The sequence below is a fragment of the Rhodococcus sp. ARP2 genome (genome assembly GCF_001029585.1).
GTDB classification, from domain to species: Bacteria; Actinomycetota; Actinomycetes; order Mycobacteriales; family Mycobacteriaceae; genus Rhodococcus_F; species Rhodococcus_F erythropolis.
In genome coordinates this window covers 1-17,067 of the sequence record NZ_LEKE01000105.1, presented here as the reverse complement: position 1 = coordinate 17,067, position 17,067 = coordinate 1, and the positions used below count along the sequence as shown (strand labels likewise).

General features: G+C 62.7%; 20 protein-coding genes and 1 pseudogene. 14 read left to right on the top strand and 7 right to left on the bottom strand.

Features of this window, described 5'->3' with window-relative positions; all coding sequences use genetic code 11:
* Positions 1-4: 4 nt before the first annotated feature.
* From ABX74_RS26290 to ABX74_RS26280, 3 genes are all read right to left on the bottom strand, one after another.
* On the bottom strand, positions 5-379 hold the full coding sequence (locus tag ABX74_RS26290; RefSeq protein ID WP_047890054.1) for a VOC family protein: 375 nt from the start codon (positions 377-379) through the stop codon (positions 5-7).
* Between the two features lie 29 nt (positions 380-408).
* Entirely contained in the window at positions 409-822 is a 414-nt protein-coding gene (locus ABX74_RS26285) for a VOC family protein (protein WP_019748817.1), read from the bottom strand.
* Positions 823-923: 101 nt separating this feature from the next.
* On the bottom strand, positions 924-1,496 hold the full coding sequence (locus ABX74_RS26280; RefSeq protein ID WP_047890053.1) for a helix-turn-helix domain-containing protein: 573 nt from the start codon (positions 1,494-1,496) through the stop codon (positions 924-926).
* A gap of 64 nt (positions 1,497-1,560) precedes the next feature.
* Between ABX74_RS26280 and ABX74_RS26275 the strand changes: the two genes are divergently transcribed.
* Positions 1,561-2,256 carry an AzlC family ABC transporter permease gene (locus ABX74_RS26275; protein ID WP_047890083.1) on the top strand — a complete coding sequence of 232 codons (696 nt, stop codon included), beginning with the start codon at positions 1,561-1,563 and terminating at the stop codon, positions 2,254-2,256.
* The gene (locus ABX74_RS26270) at positions 2,253-2,573 is read left to right on the top strand and encodes an AzlD domain-containing protein (RefSeq protein WP_047890052.1); all 321 of its coding nucleotides are present in this window, start codon (positions 2,253-2,255) and stop codon (positions 2,571-2,573) included. The genes ABX74_RS26275 and ABX74_RS26270 overlap by 4 nt, the downstream gene beginning before the upstream one ends.
* Here the strand turns inward: ABX74_RS26270 and ABX74_RS26265 are convergent.
* On the bottom strand, positions 2,559-3,215 hold the full coding sequence (locus ABX74_RS26265) for a TetR/AcrR family transcriptional regulator C-terminal domain-containing protein (protein WP_047890051.1): 657 nt from the start codon (positions 3,213-3,215) through the stop codon (positions 2,559-2,561). The genes ABX74_RS26270 and ABX74_RS26265 overlap by 15 nt on opposite strands.
* A gap of 164 nt (positions 3,216-3,379) precedes the next feature.
* Between ABX74_RS26265 and bioB the strand changes: the two genes are divergently transcribed.
* The 3 genes from bioB to ABX74_RS26250 are packed head-to-tail and all read left to right on the top strand — an operon-like array spanning position 3,380 to position 5,216.
* Complete coding sequence (gene bioB / locus ABX74_RS26260) at positions 3,380-4,393, top strand: biotin synthase BioB (RefSeq protein WP_024487821.1); 1,014 nt, start codon at positions 3,380-3,382, stop codon at positions 4,391-4,393.
* Complete coding sequence (locus ABX74_RS26255; RefSeq protein WP_019748812.1) at positions 4,390-4,614, top strand: hypothetical protein; 225 nt, start codon at positions 4,390-4,392, stop codon at positions 4,612-4,614. The genes bioB and ABX74_RS26255 overlap by 4 nt, the downstream gene beginning before the upstream one ends.
* An 11-nt stretch (positions 4,615-4,625) precedes the next feature.
* A complete protein-coding gene (locus tag ABX74_RS26250; protein WP_019748811.1) occupies positions 4,626-5,216 on the top strand; it encodes a DUF2567 domain-containing protein in 591 nt (196 codons plus the stop codon).
* A gap of 45 nt (positions 5,217-5,261) precedes the next feature.
* On the opposite strand, the gene ABX74_RS26245 is transcribed toward ABX74_RS26250, so the two are convergent.
* Entirely contained in the window at positions 5,262-6,092 is an 831-nt protein-coding gene (locus tag ABX74_RS26245) for an SDR family NAD(P)-dependent oxidoreductase (RefSeq protein WP_047890050.1), read from the bottom strand.
* Between the two features lie 83 nt (positions 6,093-6,175).
* Between ABX74_RS26245 and ABX74_RS26240 the strand changes: the two genes are divergently transcribed.
* Together ABX74_RS26240 and ABX74_RS26235 are read left to right on the top strand one after the other, a co-directional pair.
* The gene (locus tag ABX74_RS26240) at positions 6,176-6,778 is read left to right on the top strand and encodes a TetR/AcrR family transcriptional regulator (protein WP_047890049.1); all 603 of its coding nucleotides are present in this window, start codon (positions 6,176-6,178) and stop codon (positions 6,776-6,778) included.
* Positions 6,779-6,888: 110 nt separating this feature from the next.
* The gene (locus tag ABX74_RS26235) at positions 6,889-7,221 is read left to right on the top strand and encodes an SDR family NAD(P)-dependent oxidoreductase (protein WP_047890048.1); all 333 of its coding nucleotides are present in this window, start codon (positions 6,889-6,891) and stop codon (positions 7,219-7,221) included.
* A 14-nt stretch (positions 7,222-7,235) separates the two neighbouring features.
* Here the strand turns inward: ABX74_RS26235 and ABX74_RS26230 are convergent, their stop codons facing one another.
* Positions 7,236-7,964 carry an NUDIX hydrolase gene (locus tag ABX74_RS26230; protein WP_047890047.1) on the bottom strand — a complete coding sequence of 243 codons (729 nt, stop codon included), beginning with the start codon at positions 7,962-7,964 and terminating at the stop codon, positions 7,236-7,238.
* 102 nt (positions 7,965-8,066) lie between these two features.
* Between ABX74_RS26230 and nadA the strand changes: the two genes are divergently transcribed.
* The 3 genes from nadA to nadC are packed head-to-tail and all read left to right on the top strand — an operon-like array spanning position 8,067 to position 11,544.
* Positions 8,067-9,104 carry a quinolinate synthase NadA gene (gene nadA / locus ABX74_RS26225; RefSeq protein WP_020908027.1) on the top strand — a complete coding sequence of 346 codons (1,038 nt, stop codon included), beginning with the start codon at positions 8,067-8,069 and terminating at the stop codon, positions 9,102-9,104.
* Positions 9,101-10,672 (top strand): L-aspartate oxidase, encoded by a 1,572-nt coding sequence (locus ABX74_RS26220; RefSeq protein WP_047890046.1) that lies wholly within the window; start codon positions 9,101-9,103, stop codon positions 10,670-10,672. The genes nadA and ABX74_RS26220 overlap by 4 nt, the downstream gene beginning before the upstream one ends.
* Positions 10,672-11,544 (top strand): carboxylating nicotinate-nucleotide diphosphorylase, encoded by an 873-nt coding sequence (nadC, locus tag ABX74_RS26215; protein ID WP_003941805.1) that lies wholly within the window; start codon positions 10,672-10,674, stop codon positions 11,542-11,544. The genes ABX74_RS26220 and nadC overlap by 1 nt, the downstream gene beginning before the upstream one ends.
* A 6-nt stretch (positions 11,545-11,550) precedes the next feature.
* On the opposite strand, the gene ABX74_RS26210 is transcribed toward nadC, so the two are convergent.
* Complete coding sequence (locus ABX74_RS26210; protein WP_047890045.1) at positions 11,551-12,459, bottom strand: LysR family transcriptional regulator; 909 nt, start codon at positions 12,457-12,459, stop codon at positions 11,551-11,553.
* Positions 12,460-12,530: 71 nt separating this feature from the next.
* Between ABX74_RS26210 and dapA the strand changes: the two genes are divergently transcribed.
* The 4 genes and pseudogenes from dapA to ABX74_RS26190 form a co-directional block, all read left to right on the top strand.
* On the top strand, positions 12,531-13,424 hold the full coding sequence (gene dapA / locus ABX74_RS26205; protein ID WP_047890044.1) for a 4-hydroxy-tetrahydrodipicolinate synthase: 894 nt from the start codon (positions 12,531-12,533) through the stop codon (positions 13,422-13,424).
* A gap of 48 nt (positions 13,425-13,472) precedes the next feature.
* Positions 13,473-14,776 (top strand): annotated as a pseudogene (locus ABX74_RS26200) (DUF222 domain-containing protein).
* Positions 14,777-14,899: 123 nt separating this feature from the next.
* Positions 14,900-15,412 carry a GNAT family N-acetyltransferase gene (locus tag ABX74_RS26195; RefSeq protein ID WP_019748801.1) on the top strand — a complete coding sequence of 171 codons (513 nt, stop codon included), beginning with the start codon at positions 14,900-14,902 and terminating at the stop codon, positions 15,410-15,412.
* A 93-nt stretch (positions 15,413-15,505) separates the two neighbouring features.
* Positions 15,506-17,067: ArnT family glycosyltransferase (locus ABX74_RS26190; RefSeq protein WP_082148565.1), on the top strand; the 1,562-nt coding region annotated here is incomplete at its 3' end.

Here is a 17,067-nt window from a genome sequence, read left to right as displayed (position 1 = left end):
CGCGTCAGGACTCCTTGATTACCGACAGAACATTGCCGGCTGGATCGGTGAACCACGCGATGTCGGGGCCGTTGCCACGCATGATGCCTCGCGCATCCGGGGGGAATCCGTCGTATTTCAGAAACTCCACGCCACGTGCGGTCAGTTGATCGACGGTTGTGTCGATGTCGTCGACGACGAAGTTGAGAATCGTGTACGTCGCCGCTTCGTGATTCGGTTTGGGATAGACGAGGATTTCGGTTCCTCCGGCAAGATGTAGCCGAATCAGCCCCATGTCTTCATCGGTCACTTTCAGCCCGAGTATTTCGCCGTAGAACTTCTTTGCAGCATCGATGTCTGTCACCGAAAATCCGCTGAATGCTTTGGTGTCCGCAAGCATGACTGTCTCCGTTCCTAGCTGGTGTCGGACTAGGTGGGTTGGGAATCCGTCATTCCGGATTCCATGTCGGCCCTGGCTTCCTCGCTGAACTCGATGATCTGAACGTAGTTTCCGTCGGGGTCGATCGCGGTGGCGAACAAACTGCCCCCGCGGACTTCGAGCGGAGCGTGCCAGTTTCCGCCGAGTGCGTCGATGCGCTGTGCGATCGACCGGGCGTCGTCGGTCTCGACGTTGAGGAACATGCGACCCGGTTGGGGGTTGGTCTCACCGACGTCGTCGCGTCTGTCGAGCATTACGTAGAAACCGTTGAAGTCGAGGACGTCGTAGCCAGGGTCACCGGGAGTCCGGTCGACCTTCGGGGCGAACGCCTCGGCGTACCAGTCGCGCAAGCGTTCGGGGTTGGTGCTCGAGAGCAAAATGCTGCTGATGCTGGATCCGGACATGGGTCCTCCTGCTGTCGGTCGTTACTGTCGTCGGCAATCGAGGCTCTGGCCACATCACCTCCCAGATACAGACTTCCCGCAGCGGCGAAACTCATCGCGGCTCAGATGTGTTCCGACACCATGGTCGCCGTCGTCCCTGGTTCGAGCGCCCGAAAGATATGCTCCTCGTCACCGGGATAAGCGAGATAGTCGCCCGGGCCGAGCTCGATCGGATCTGCAGTGGGCCCGACCTCCGCTCGCCCGGTGCCGATCACAACGTGTTCGGTGGTGCCGCGCGCATGCGGAGTCGAAATACGCGGCTCGCCCGGTTCGGCGACTATCCGATACAGATCACGTCGTGCGTTCGGTGGGCTCGGCGCCAAGAGCGTCGCGATGTACGACGCGTTTGCCGAAGCAATTGCGGGACCTTCTCCGGCTCGAATCAATTGAACGGTCTGTGCCTGCGAGTCGACGAGTTGTGAGAACGGCACACCCAACGCGTTGCCGAGTGCCCACAGTGTTTCGAGGCTCGGGTTCCCGAGGCCGGATTCGAGTTGGGAGAGTGTGGATTTGGCGATGTCGGCGCGCCGCGCCACCTCCGAGAGGCTCAAGCCTGCTCGGGCACGTTCGCGTTTGAGTGCGACGGCGACCAGTTTCTGAGGAGTCTCCGCTGTATCCGTTTCATTACTGGGCATCGTTCGATTCTCCGATCGGTCGTTCTACTTGACGAACGGTGTCACTTCGTTCAACATAGAATACATGCGTTCTTTATGGCGAACAGTTGATCGAGACACGGTTCGGGTGAGCGTGCTGATCTGTCTCTCCGTGGTCATCGTCGGTGTGTCCTACGGTGTGACGGCAGGATCGGCTGGATTCTCGTTGTGGCAGCTTTCGGCATTGGCTGTACTCGTTCTGGGAGCGTCTTCGGAGTTCTTGTTCATCGGAATCATCGCAGCCGGAGGCAGTGCCACCGCTGCTGTTGTGGCGGGCTTGTTGATCAACTCACGTAACTTCGCCTACGGGATGTCCGCAGGATCATTTCTCGGCCGGGGTCGCTACAAAGATTCAGGCTGGCGCAGTATGGTCGGCGCGCACCTGGTCAACGACGAAAGCGTCGCGGTCGCCATGGCGCAGGGATCGGTGGAGCGTAAGCGTGCGGCTTTTTGGTTCTGTGGAATCGGGATCGCGGTGTCGTGGCCGATCGGAGCGCTGCTGGGCGGGTTGCTCGGCAGCGTCGTCCGAGACCCCGGCGTGTTGGGATTGGATGCCGCGTTTCCGGCTGTCATTCTGGCCCTTGTCTTGCCTGCGCTGAAGGAAAAGGTGACGCTGCTTGCCGCCCTGATCGGTGCAGCAGTCGCGGTGGCCACGTCGCCGTTCCTGCCGCCCGGTACCGCGCCGCTCGTAGCGCTGCTGAGTATCGCAGTGACGATACCGTTCCGGGAGAAGGTTCGATGAATACCGCGTCGGTCTGGATCGGTATTGTCGTGTTCGCTTGCGGCTCTTACGCTTTGCGGGCAAGTGGCGTTCTGCTCCGCGCTCGGGTGAAGCTTTCGAGCTTTGCCGAGAAAACCCTCGATCGTGCTGTCGTGGTGCTGCTGCTTGCAGTGGTTGCGACATCGACGATCTTCATCGGGCATGACGTTGCAGGGCCGGCGCGGATGCTCGGTGTGGTGGCCGGAGGCATCTGCGCCTGGTTCAAGGCGCCATTGGTACTAGTGGTGATTGCCGCGGCCGGCACTACTGCATTACTGCGGCTGTCAGGGGTGTCGTAGAGCCGATTCGGTGCGCGTTGAATGTGTGGTCGAATTCAGGCGAGTGCGGATGCCGTCGATGAACAGGTCCAGGCCGAACTGGAAGCGCACTGTCGGATCGCCGTCGAGGAGGTCCTCGTCGGAACCGCCGCCGATCACCTCGGGGGAGTCGGGGGAAATGGGTGCTCGGGTAAGTGCCCCCATTTCTTCCATCTGCGCTCGGGACTGCTCGTCGACGGTGTGGCCGAGCACGTAGTACAGCAGGGCGTACGCCGCGAGTTGGGCATGCTCGCGTGATAGCCCGGATTCTTCGCCGGCGTGTACGAAGTGCTCGCGCACCTTGCTGCTTGTCATCCGCGAGGCGAAGGTGGCACTGACCAACTCGGCGCCGTCGCGGTGCGCCAGCAGGGCAGACCGAAGTCTGTGTGCCAGGTCGGAATACGCGTCTTGCCATGTCTCTGCGTCTACGGGAGTGTCGAGGTCTTCGAGGATCTTGTCGACGACCGCACCGAGCAAGGTCTGCTTGTTCGGGAAGTGCCAGTACAGGGCGCCGGGTTGGACACCCAGTGACGTTGCGAGCCTGCGCATCGTGAGGTCGGCAAGTCCGAACTCGTCGAGTATCGCCATGGCGCCGTCCAGCACGTCGCCGCGTCGCAACTGCACTTGTTGTTCCCCTCGTTTCGTCCCGCTGTGGACCGCTCGCGATCGGATGTCGATCGGATCCGCCTTTGACAGTATTCCACCACGTCTCTAACGTGAACACCGTTCAACTTGTACGGTGTTCAATTTTGCTGGTTTCGAAGGAGACGTCTGTGACCCCGCCCCCGATTAGCACGGCCCCTGCGACGGTCGACATCCTCGACCAGGCGCGCGAGCAAGTTCTCGAAAGAGGAGTTGGCCTGACCGAAAGCCAGGTGCTCGACGTACTCCGACTCGACGACGACAGGCTCGAGGACCTGCTGGCTCTCGCCCACGATGTGCGTATGAAATGGTGTGGACCGGAGGTCGAGGTCGAGGGCATCATCAGCCTCAAGACGGGCGGTTGCCCCGAGGACTGCCATTTCTGCTCGCAGTCCGGACTCTTCCAGTCGCCGGTTCGCGCGGCCTGGTTGGACATCCCGAGCCTGGTGGAAGCTGCCAAGCAGACTGCGAAGTCGGGCGCTACCGAGTTCTGCATCGTGGCCGCCGTCCGCGGACCTGACGCCCGGTTGCTCGCTCAGGTAGCCGCAGGTATCGAGGCGATCCGCAATGAGGTCGACATCCAGATCGCCTGCTCGCTCGGCATGCTGACCCAAGAACAGGTCGACCAACTGGCCGCCATGGGTGTGCACCGGTACAACCACAACTTGGAGACCTCGAAGTCGCATTTCCCGAACGTCGTGACCACACACTCGTGGGAAGAGCGGTGGAACACGCTTCGGATGGTTCGCGAAGCAGGCATGGAAGTGTGCTGCGGCGGAATCCTCGGTATGGGTGAATCATTGGAGCAGCGCGCAGAATTTGCCGCGAACTTGGCTGAGCTCGAGCCGGACGAGGTCCCGCTCAACTTCCTCAACCCGCGTCCCGGCACCCCCTTCGGGGATCTGGATGTGCTGCCCGCCAGCGAGGCGCTCAAGTCCGTGGCGGCATTCCGTCTCGCGCTGCCCCGCACGATCCTGCGCTTCGCGGGTGGACGCGAGATCACCCTCGGCGACCTGGGTGCCAAGCAGGGCATCCTCGGCGGAATCAACGCCGTCATCGTCGGCAACTACCTGACCACCCTCGGGCGTCCCGCCGAGAAGGATCTGGATTTGTTGGTGGATCTGCAGATGCCGATCAAAGCACTGAACGACACTCTGTGAGCACTCCGGTGACCGAGGAGCGGTACAACCCGTTCACCGGGCGTCGGATCGTCGACGGTGTCGACGATCCGACGCCGACTGCGGCGTCGATGGGGCTAGAGCCGCCTCGCTTCTGCGAGCAGTGCGGGCGCCGCATGATCGTTCAGGTCAGCCCTGACGGATGGTGGGCGAAATGCTCCCGACACGGTGTCGTCGACTCGATCGACGCCGCCCGCAGGTAGCGTCACTCTGTGTGATCTCTCTTCGGCAGACTCGTCTGCGCACCGCGATCGTGATCGCCGCAACCACTGCGGGCGTGAGCGTGCTCGTCGGTGTGGTGTGGGCGTTCTTGGCTCCGGCCGAGCATCTGTTGGTGGTGTCCGAGGGGCGCGGCGTCGCGTTGACGGGTGAGAGCCTCCATCAGTTCGACGCGAGTGCTGTGTTCATCTGGCTGGCACTGATCGTCGGTGTGCTGTCGGCAGTAGCGGCGTGGTTGGCGCGTCTGAGTCGAGGCCCGTATGCCCTGGGCGGGTTGATAGTCGGCTCGGCGGCAGGTGCCGGACTGATGGCACTCGTGGGTTCGGGCGTGACAAAACTGCGTTTCCCCACCGCCGACAATCCGGCGGTCGGGGAGATCATCGCGCGCGCACCGAACATCGGCACGTTGCTCGTGCTTCTGTTTCAGCCGCTCGCGGCGTGCGTCGTGACCTTGGTTCTGGCAGTGCTCAATCCGTACGACGACCTCGGTGTGGGGGACCACCCGGAATCTGGGGATCCGGAATCCGGGGATCCGGCCACCGAGGCCGAACAGACCGACGACGAGGTCCAGCCGAAACTCCCGTAGCCGTTGCTTCTATACAGCCGTTGCTTCCACACAGCCGTTGCTTGTCTATATGGCCGACGTCGACGGGCGGTTCGCTGCGGACTTCATTCGCACGTCACCCAACAGTCGACCCGAAATCAACGCTCCCAACCGGCGGGTTGCGAAGCGAGTGCTGATCGAGGACACCCAATTCGGCAAACCTGATACGACTGTCGGCGGTGCGTTGCGTCGATCCAGTGCCCGGAAAGCTGTATCCACCACCTGAGTTGCCGTCTGCATTCGCCCGACCGCAGCATCTTCGGAGCCGACGACGTCGAAGAACTCGGTTCGTGTCGGGCCGGGGCACACCGCCAATACGGTCAATCCGCTGCCGCGAGCTTCTGCCCAGAGTGCTTCGGTGAAGTTGAGTACAAAAGCCTTGGACGCGCCGTAGACGGCCATGCCAGGGGTCGGCTGGAACGACGCCGTGCTCGCGATGTTGACGAGCGCTCCACGTCCGCCCAGGAGATCGGGCAGGAAGGTGTGCGTCAGTTCGACCAGCGTGGCGATGTTGAGCTGAATTTCGGACGTGACGCGCTCGAGATCTTCGTCCACGAATGCTCCGTGTGTTCCGAATCCGGCGTTGTTGATCAGCGAGGTGACGGTGATGCCACGGTTTGTCAGCTCCTGGTGCAGTGTTGCGCCGACGCCGGGCGCCGCCAGGTCGGCAGGCAGAACTGTGACTGTGATGCCGTGGGCGACGCGGAGTTCGGTAGCGAGGGCTTCGAGGCGATCTGCCCGCCTGGCGACGAGAACCAGATTTGCACCGCGAGCGGCGAAGCGGTGAGCGAATTCCACTCCGAGCCCAGCGCTGGCTCCGGTGATGAGGACGGTGGTTCCGGCTACGTCAATGGCCATGGTGGCTCCTTCGGTTCGGGTGATTCCAAATGTAGGCACTGACACCATAGTTGTCAATGACAACATTTTGATATGGTGCCACCATGCCCGCCCACGAACAGCCGTACCACCACGGCAGCCTGCGACAGGAACTCCTGGCGTCAGCTGAAGCGACCCTCGAGCAAGATGGCGTCGACAAGTTGTCGCTGCGGCAGCTTGCGCGCGAGGCGGGCGTGAGTCACGCGGCCCCCGGCAAGCATTTTCGCGACCGTCAGGCTTTGCTCGACGCCTTGGCTGAAAGCGGATTCCATCGGATGACCGGTGCGCTCGAGCGAGCAGTTTCGGAGGCGCCGCCGACCGCGAGAGCCCGGTTCTCCTCGCTCGCCAACGCCTATGTGGATTTTGCGCTCGAGCATCCGGGCCTGTTGTCTCTGATGTACAGCAACAAGCATGCACCCGGTGCGGCCGAGACTGTCGTGAACGCGGGGCACGCGACGATGGACCTGACCGTTCGGCTCGTATCGGAAGCGCAGGCTGCGGGTGACATTGCCGCCGGTGATCCGGAAAGTATTGCGCTGGTTGCCTTTGCGACGTTCCATGGCGTCGCGACGCTGGCCGCGGGCGGAATGTTGGGCGACGTGCCGGTCGGCGATGTGGTGAACGCGGCCTCGACGGTCTTCTGGGCGGGGCTGTCTCGATCTGCCTGATGCGTGGGGCGCGGAATCCCCAGAGTTCTCACAGAACCAACACAAGGGAGCCACAAGATTGCGGACTTACATGGGAGTCAAGAAGTTTGATTCCGAGTGGAGGTTTCGCAATGAGCGTTTCTGAGATCGCCCCGAACAGGGGAGTTGTACTTGTCACGGACATCGGATTCGAGCACGGTGCGCGTATCGCCACCGAGTTTCTCGACGCCGGTTGGAGCGTGGCGGTCACTGCGCGGACGGTGACAGAATTGGTGCGCATCATGGCGGGAAAACCGACCCATCGCTTCTTTGCGATAGTCGCTGATCCGACGGATCGTTGGCAGGCCGATCGGATTCTCGATCGGGTGACGACGCGGTTCGGCGCAATCAATCGGGTCATCGATCCGGCCGGCGCGGTGAACTCGGCGTGGCTGCAACGCGGAAGTTTCGAAGCCGTTGCCTGAGAACCTGATCGACGTCAGCTCGGGGGACGCAGTGCAGCGAACTCGTCGGTGACTCGCAAGGTGGAGTCGGTGAAGCGGTACAGGGCCGGTGGGCGTCCGCCCGACTTGCCGGACGGTGCAGTGTTGCCGGTGGGAGTCAGTACGCCTCGGCGACCCAGTACGCGTTGCAAGTTGGTTGCGTCGACTTGGTAACCGAGTGCAGCGCAGTAGATTTCGCGCAGTGTCGACATCGCGAACTCTTCGGGAGCCAGCCCGAATGCGATGTTGGTGTAGGAGAGTTTTGCAGCCAGTCGATTACGCGCGTGCCGTACGACGGTTCCGTGGTCGAACGACATCTCCGGCAACGTCGAAACGGGGTGCCAGGCCGTGTCGGGTGGAAGTTGTGGGTCGGCGCTGAGGGGAACGAGTCCGAGGAAGGTCGACGCGATGCGGCGCGGGCCCGGCACTCGTTGTGGATCACTGAAGACGGAGAGTTGCTCGAGGTGGGCGACCTTTCGTAGGTCGACCTTCTCGGCGAGGAGTCGTCGAGCGGAGGTCGTCAGGTCCTCGTCGTCGCGCAAAGTGCCCCCGGGCAGGGACCATGTGCCTTTCTGCGGGTTGAGTGCGCGCTGCCACAGCAGCACGGCCAACTCTTCACGCCCTTGTGGGCAGTGATCGCCGTCACCTGCGGCGATGCTTGCGGGGAAGGTGCGAACTTGGAACACCGCTGCAAGCACTTCGTGGGTGGTGTTACTATTGGGCACGTTTTCGATCCTAAGTCGAAAACCTCGAATACGGAAATCCGGGCCAGCCCGTCCGGATTTGAACTGGGTGACGAGCCCGGGTTCACGGTGAAGGAGAACGCCATGACGACCACGACGTTATGGGAGGGATCGGCCTCGCAGATTCACGACGGCCCCGGCGGATACAACGGAGTCGAAGCGACCCCCGAGTGGGCCGCTGAGATCAAACGTCTGGCTCGCGAACGCGGCGCGACGATTCTTGCGCACAACTACCAGCTGCCTGCGATTCAGGACGTTGCCGATCATGTCGGCGACTCCCTGGCGCTTTCGCGAATCGCTGCCGAGGCGCCCGAGGACACGATTGTCTTCTGCGGTGTGCACTTCATGGCCGAGACCGCGAAGATCCTGTCGCCGTCCAAGACCGTGCTGATCCCGGACGAGCGTGCCGGCTGCTCTCTGGCTGACTCGATCAATGCCGAGCAGCTTCGTGAGTGGAAGGCCGACAACCCGAACGCGCTGGTGGTGTCGTACGTGAACACGACGGCAGAGGTGAAGGGTCTCACCGACATCTGCTGCACGTCGTCCAATGCCGTCGACGTGGTCAACTCGATTGATCCCGACCGGGAAGTTCTCTTCCTCCCGGACCAGTTCCTCGGAGCTCACGTCAAGCGCGTCACAGGCCGCACCAACATGCAGATCTGGGCCGGTGAATGCCACGTCCACGCGGGTATCAACGGTGACGAGTTGACGGCGAAGTCCAAGGCTCACCCCGATGCCGAGCTTTTTGTGCACCCTGAATGTGGTTGCGCTACTTCGGCTCTGTACCTCGCCGGTGAAGGCGCGGTCCCCGCGGACAAGGTCAAGATCCTCTCCACCGGCGGAATGCTCGACGCTGCCCGCGTCACCAAGAGCAAGCAGGTTCTGGTCGCCACCGAGATCGGGATGCTGCACCAGTTGCGCAAGGCAGCGCCCGACGTCGATTTCCAGGCCGTCAACGACCGCGCGTCGTGCCCGTACATGAAGATGATCACGCCTGCCGCGTTGCTTCGCTGCCTTCTCGAGGGCAAGGACGAGGTCCACGTCGATCTCGAGATGGCCAAGCGTGCACAGAAATCGGTGCAGCGCATGATCGAGATCGGTAATCCGGGCGGCGGCGAGTGACCAGCCCTGCCGGGCGTTTCGCCTGGGAGGCTCATGCCGACCTGGTCGTCGTGGGAGGCGGTGTCGCGGGCCTCACCGCTGCGCGCACCGCTTCTCTGCGGGGGCTGAAAGTACTCACGGTCAGCAAGGGTGGTCCGACGGACACCTCGACTCAGTACGCGCAGGGCGGCATCGCGGTCGTCGACGATCTGAATACGGATTCCGTCGAGTCGCACGTTGCGGACACGTGTGAGGCCGGCGTCGGCTTGTGCGACGAGGAAGCTGTCTATTCCATCGTCGAAGCTGGTCACGACGCAGTTGCGGCGCTGGCCGCGTTGGGCGCGGTCTTCGATCGCGGGCGAGACGGCGAGGTGTCGCGCACCCGCGAGGGTGGGCACAGCACGCGTCGGATCATCCATGCGGGCGGCGACGCCACGGGCGCGGAAGTGCAGCGGGCTCTCAACGCTGCCGGCCTCCCCGTTCTGTTCGGTGCAGCGGCAGTTCAGGTGGTGACCAACCGGCGCGGGGTGTGTGGACTCATCGTCTCCTCGCCGGAAGGGCTCGGAGTGATCCATGCGCCCGCGGTACTGCTCGCTACCGGTGGACTCGGTCAGCTGTATGCCTGCAGTACAAATCCGCCCGGTGCAACTGCCGACGGAATCGCGTTGGCGCTCGAAGCAGGTGCGGCAATTGCGGATCTGGAATTCGTTCAGTTCCATCCGACGGTCCTCTTCACTCCGGGTGGAGTAGGTCGCCGGCCCTTGATCAGTGAGGCGGTCCGCGGCGAAGGTGCGATTCTTGTCGACACCAACGGCGATTCGGTCACCGCAGGTGTTCATCCGCTGGGTGATCTCGCCCCGCGTGACGTGGTCTCGCGCGCAATCGCAGCACGCCTACGAGATCTCGGCACCGATCACGTCTACCTGGACGCCCGCAAGCTCGACGGCTTCGATTCGCGGTTCCCGACCATCACCGCATCCTGTCTCGAAGCGGGCATCGATCCACGCACCCAACTCATTCCCGTCGCTCCGGCCGCGCACTACTCGTGCGGTGGAGTCGCCACCGACGTCCATGGACGAACGGGAGTGCCTGGACTCTACGCAGCGGGCGAAGTGGCTCGCACGGGATTGCACGGCGCGAATCGTCTTGCGTCCAACAGCCTTCTCGAGGGTTTGGTGGTCGGGGAGCGTGCCGGAATCGCAGCTGCCGAGCGTCGCGAGGTTCATGCCGAAGTGGTCAACGTGGTGCGCAAGCCGATGCCGATCCTCCCACGAGAGACTGTGCAGTCCGTCATGACAGCACACGCGTCGGTGGTTCGCGACGGAGGCGGTCTCCAGACTGCGCGAGCCGCGCTTGCCGGCGCCGATCAGACAGTGGCGGTGGCTGCTGGGGACCTCGAAGACGCGGCGCTCACACTGACCGCGACAGCGTTGGTCGATGTAGCCGTGGCACGAACCGAGAGCCGAGGCTGTCACACCCGCACCGACTATCGTGAAACAGATCCGAATCAGCGTCGCAGCACTCGGATCAAGATGAGTGCCGATGGAGCGCTCGAAATACTAGACATGTTGTTGACAGGAGTTCATTGATGACCGAGCAGAAGATCCTGCCCGCGCCGCTCGACCGTGACGAACTGCTCACGTTGGTCAGGCTCGCTCTGGACGAGGATCTGCGCTATGGCCCTGATATCACTTCTACCGCAACGGTTCCCGCCGATGCAGTCGCGAAGGCCTCGGTCGTCTCACGCTCCTCGGGTACTGTCGCCGGCATCGACGTCGGACTGCTTGTTCTCGACGAGGTGATCGGCGCGGGTAACTACGAGGTCGTTGATCGGGTGGCCGATGGAACTCGGGTTGCGCCAGGTCAATCGGTGCTCACCGTCGTCGCGCCCACCCGCGGCCTTCTCACGGCAGAGCGGACGATGCTCAACCTCGTCTGCCATCTCTCGGGAATCGCCACGGCGACGTCGCAGTGGGTCGACGCCATCGCCGGCACTCATGCCAAAGTGCGGGACAGCCGAAAGACACTGCCCGGACTACGTTCTCTGCAGAAATATGCAGTCCACGTGGGCGGAGGCGTCAACCACCGCATGGGATTGGGTGACGCGGCGTTGATCAAGGACAACCACGTTGCCGCTGCCGGTTCGGTGGTCGCAGCACTTCGTGCGGTCCGTGAGCTCGCGCCGGACATCGAGTGCGAAGTCGAGGTCGACAACCTCACTCAGCTCGACCAGGTGCTGGCGGAGAACGTGGAACTTGTTCTGCTGGACAACTTCCCGCTGTGGCAGACGCAGATCGCGGTCCAACGCCGAGACGCTGTTGCCCCCGAAACCAAGCTCGAGTCATCCGGTGGTCTCACCATCGACGTTGCCGCAGAGTACGCCCGAACCGGCGTCGACTACCTCGCTGTAGGTGCCTTGACGCACTCGGTGACAGTGCTCGACCTCGGGCTCGACATGTAGGTGCCGCTATCGCTCGGCGTCCAGCAGTTGCGGGACGGCCGAGCGAAGCGCGCTTGTCACGGTTGCGACCGCCGGGTGAGCGTCGGAGCCGGCTCGGTGTGCGATCTTGGTCCTTCGTCGAATGGGCATCGGCGTCAGGCGCACTCCGAGTGGCGGATGGATGGCTCCGAGTTCCGGGACCAGTGAAACGCCCTGCCCTGCAGCGACGAGGGCGAGAACGGTGGCGAACTCGTCGATGTGGTGTCGCACTTTCGGGGTGAACCCGGCCGCTTGGCACGCGCGAATGGTCATTGCATGACAAGCAGTTCCGGGGATCGCAGTAATCCAGTGCTGCTCCACGCAGTCGGCCAGCGCGGTAATGGTGCTGTCGGGATCTGTAGCGGTGTCGTTCGACGCCAGATAGACCGATTCACTGCAAAGAGGCAACGCTGTCAGGCCCGGTTCGCTGGGACGAGGGACGAAGTCGTAGTCGTGAATCAACGCCAAGTCCAGATTCCCAGCTCGTAGGGCGTCGGCGACGTCCGCTGGGTCGATCTCCGAAACCATCGGTTCCAACCCGGGATGCTCGCGAGAGAGGACGATCAATGCCGGCGGGAGGATCGCCCGTGCGGCGGTCGGGAACGTTCCGATGCGCAGCGGCCCCGCCAGTCCACGACGCGCGTCGACCAATTCACCCGACGCCTGCTCCAGGCGTTGCAGGATGACTTCGGCATGACGTGCGAGGTTCTCACCGGCCGGCGTGAGGCGGACGCGACGGCCTGTTCGTTCCAGCAGCGGCACGCCGGCTTCACGTTCGAGGACGGCCAATTGCTGCGACACCGCGGAGGGACTGAACGACAGCGCCTCGGCAACGGCAACGATGGTTCCGCGCAGCGCTAGTTCGCGCAATAGCTTCAGTCGACGAACATCGAGCATCAGCTCAGCTTACGCTCGACGATGGAAATGCGAACTAGACCTACAAGGTCTGTTCGGTGAGGCTGAGTTCTATGACTACGACCCGAGTTGACCTGGCCGGAATCCATGTACCACTGATCACGCCCTTCGAGAGCGACGGTCGTATTGCAACCGACGCACTCGAACAGCTTGCGCACCAGGCCCTCTCCGAAGGTGCGGTCGGACTCGTTGCGCTGGGGACTACAGCGGAAGCCGCAACCCTCACCGAGCAAGAGAGAGTGACCGTTCTGGATATCTGTGCGAGCGTGTGCCGTGCGAGAGGTGCGACGTTGATCGTGGGCGCGGGTAGCAACGACACGGCGGGCAGTGCGCAGGCGCTCCGGAGGCTGACTCGGTGGCCTGATGTCTCGGCGGCCTTGGTGCCGGTTCCCTCCTTCACGAGGCCGTCGAAAGCCGGTGTGGTGGCGCATTTCGCGCATCTGCAGTCGTCGAGCCGCGTGCCGCTGATCGTCTATCACGTGCCGTACCGAACTGCGTGCGATCTGGACAGCGGCACTTTGCGGGAGCTGGGTGATTTGCCCGGGGTTGTTGGTGTGAAGTATGCCGCGGGCGGTATCGACGCAGCTGCCGTCGAACTCTTCGCGGATCTTCCGGACGACTTCGCCGTGCTGGCGGGGGATGATCTGTTTCTCGCGCCGCTTCTGGCCTTGGGTGCGTCAGGCGGAATCTTGGCGTCCGCTCATCTGTCGACCGCCGAGTTCGTGCGCCTGGTGAAGGCTTGGGACAGTGGAGATGTGGACAGTGTTCGCGATCTTGGACGACGGTTGTCGACGCTGTCAGGAGCTCTCTTTTCCGAATCGAACCCGACTGTCATCAAGGGCGTGTTGCATGCATTGGGGCAGATTCCGACTCCCCATGTGCGACTGCCGTTGCTGCCTGCGAGTGACGAATCGGTAGCGCGGGCGCTCGAGGTCTACCACTCTTGACTCGAACGAGTGTTCGAGTATTGTCTGGGGTGGGGATCGGGGGATTCAATGAGTGTTCTGTTGTCGGATGTGGTGTCTGGTTCTGCGGTGGGGTTGCGCGGACGGCTGTGGCGGTTGTCTGCTTCTGAGTTGCGTGCAGCTGCGGTGTCGGCGAGTGCGGAGATTCTGCGTCTCGAGGCTGTTCGGGTGGCGGTGGTGGACGAGTTGTCGATGCGTCCCGATGATCAGGTGATCGCCAGCCGCGGAGTGGGTGCGTGGTTGGCGGCAAACACGATGCTGCAAATCCGGGACGGGAAGAAGATCGCCGCCCCGGTGCAGCGCTACGCCCGTTTCCGGCGGTGGCTGCCCGGTTCGATGACGGGGACTGCTCGTTCGATCATGCAGTGTTGATCGTGGCGTTCTGCGAATCACCGCCGAAGGGCATGCCGGAGGAAGCGCTCCCTCGCTGTATCGACTTGTTGTTGGCTGCCGCGTCCGGGGTGGAGGCGACGACCACGAAGGTGCGAAACGTCATCGCGACCTTGGAGCGAATCTTCGAATCCGACAAGATTCCACCCGCCGAAGATGACGACCGGAACGAACTCCGCATCGCGTCGACGTTGAACGGCCGGGTGGTGGTGCGCGGCGATTTCGACGCCCTCACCGGTGAAATGCTGCTCTCCGCCCTGTCGAATCTGACGATGCCGACCCCGGCACCCGATGGAACCCCGGATACCCGGTCGGCAGCGAAGCGGACCGCGGACGGGTTCACGGAACTGATCCGGCGTTACCTGGACTGCGCCAAAACCGGCGCCGATGGTGGGCAGCGGCCGCACGTGAACGTGCACATTAACGCCCGCGACCTGGCGGAGCATCGGGACTGCGCCGCAACACCCGCTGCTTCTGGTGACGGAGTAGCTGTGTCGGATCTCGATGTCGGGCACATGCCCTGGCTCGGGCCGCTGTCCGTTTCGCAGACCAGACTCCTCGGGTGTGACTGCTTCCTGTCCACGGTGCTGCTCGACGGTCACGGCGCGCCGCTCGATGCGAAACCCGGAAAGCGATTGGTGTCCGCCGAACAGCGAGTGGCGTTGATCGCGAGGGACAGAGGCTGCGCGTTCCCCGGCTGCACATGTGTTCCCGCGTGGACCGATGCGCACCACATTCGGCACTGGGCCAACGGTGGCCCGACGGTGATGAACAACCTTGTCCTGCTGTGCCGTTCGCATCACCGGTTGATGCACCGCAAGTCCGGGTTCGTCGGGAAATGGGTGATCCGCATCGGCGTCGACAACAAACCGTGGTTCATCCCGCCGCCCTCGATCGACCCGCAGCAGCACCCGCGATCGGCGAACACCATATTCAAAACCTGACTGAGTGGTGAGACCCGTTCAGATACACAACTTCACGTCGATAGGCTTCACCTCGTAGAAACACCCGGGTTGGGGCCTGGAGGCCGTGTTGTTGTGAACGGCTGCAGATATGGGGGAGGTCATATGGTTGTGGACGTTGTGCAAGCGGTCGAGAGCGATGGGCCGGAGATTCTGGCGCTGCGGCACGCGGCAGAAGACTGGTTGGCAGAACGCGGAATCATCCAGTGGCGCCCACGCGAAGTGTCTGTCGAGCAGGTCGGGGAGCAGATTTCGAGAGGGGAGTTCTTTGTTGCGCGAGACCGGGCGCAGTTAAGGATTGTCGGCGCCCTGCGGTTGATCTGGTCAGACCCCGTGGTCTGGCCCGATTCGAACGAGCCTGCCGGCTACGTGCACGGATTGGTTATCGATCGAGAATTTTCGGGCACCTCGTTGGGCGAACGCTTACTCGTCTGGGCCCATCGACGGTCCGCGGAGGAGGGCGCGCAGTACTTGCGGCTCGATTGTGTCGAAACGAACGTGCGGTTGCGCCGCTACTACCGAGACGCGGGTTTCGCCGAGGTAGGGCGTCGTGACTTCGGAGATGTTGTCTACAACGGTTGGTTCAGCGTCGTGCTGTTCGAGCGTTCCCTGACCTGATTCATTCACAGCAACTTTCCAGCCGGCTCCCAGTGCCGCCGGGGTTGAAAGCGCGATCGTTGGCAGGACAGTAACTCGTGAAGGGACTTCCTGATGACCGCCGTTCTGCATCCGGCCCCGCCTCAGCGGCCGGCACCAACTGCCCATCGAGCCGAGCCCTCGCCGTCGTGGTTCCGCACTCGCCGTACAGGATTGGCGCTGACGATCCTGTTGGCAGCAACGGCGGTCTTGTATTTGTGGAATCTGACCGCGAGTGGCTACGCCAACACCTTCTACGCTGCGGCGGCGCAGGCCGGCTCCCAGAATTGGAAAGCGTGGTTCTTCGGCTCCCTCGATACCTCGAATTTCATCACTGTCGACAAACCGCCCGCTTCATTGTGGGTCATGGGTCTGTCCGGACGAATCTTCGGATTTTCGAGTGCCAGCCTTCTTGTTCCGCAGGCATTGATGGGCGTCGGATCGGTTGCGCTCGTGTATGCGGCCGTCAAACGAGTGGCGACCCCGGCTGCGGGTCTTGTGGCGGGAGCTGTGTTGGCAGCTACGCCCGCTGCCGCCCTGATGTTCAAGTTCGACAATCCCGATGCGTTGCTTGTCCTGCTCATGACTCTCGCCGGCTACTTCGTGATTCGCGCCATGTGCACGGCGGTGGGTCGACGAGCCGCAATGTGGGTGGCGCTCGCAGGAGTCGCGCTGGGCTTCGCTTTTCTCACCAAGATGTTGCAAGGGCTGATGGTGTTGCCTGCATTTGGTGCCGCGTATTTGATTGCCGGACAGGTGCGCTTGCGGACTCGCCTGTTCCACCTGGTGATCGGTGCTGCGTCCGTTGTCATATCGGCTGGGTGGTGGGTGTTGGCAGTGTGGCTGTGGCCCGCTGATTCTCGCCCGTACATCGGCGGATCGACCAACAACAGCGTCATGGACTTGGTACTGGGATACAACGGATTGGGTCGACTTTTCGGGAACACCGGTGGCGGAATGTCCGGTGGTAGTAGTGGAATGGCCGGTGGCAGTGCAGGTTCCAGCTTTGGGGGAAGTGCCGGACTCGATCGGCTGTTCGGCAGCGAGATGGGTATCCAGATTTCCTGGCTGATTCCTGCGGCACTGATCGCGTTGGTGTTCGGACTCCTCACCCGTGGGCGTGCACCGCGCACAGATCTTCTCCGTGCGTCGTTGATCCTGTGGGGTGGTTGGTTTCTCGTTACCGGCCTGATCTTCAGCTACATGTCCGGAACGATCCACCCCTATTACACAGTTGCGCTGGCGCCTGCTGTTGCGGGGATGATCGGCATCGGCGGATACGCCCTGTGGTTGGTGCGTGCCCGCTGGATCGGACGCTGCAGCTTGGCGGCGATGATGCTGTCCGCAGGAATTTGGAGCTGGGTGTTGTTGCACCGCAATGCCGAATGGCTGCCCATGCTGAAGTGGATTCTGTTGGCGGGCACTGTCGTCGGCGCGATCCTGGTTCTGGTGGGAGCCAAGGGTCGATTTCGCAAGCTCGCTGTCGCTGGATTGATCATCGGTTCGTTGGCAGGGATAACCGGTTCGGCGTCTTACGCGATTGCCACTGCCGCAACAGCGCATGGTGGGTCCATCCCGACAGCAGGACCAACCGGCGCCGTGTCAGACTCCGGAATGGGCGGGGGAGGAGGCATGGG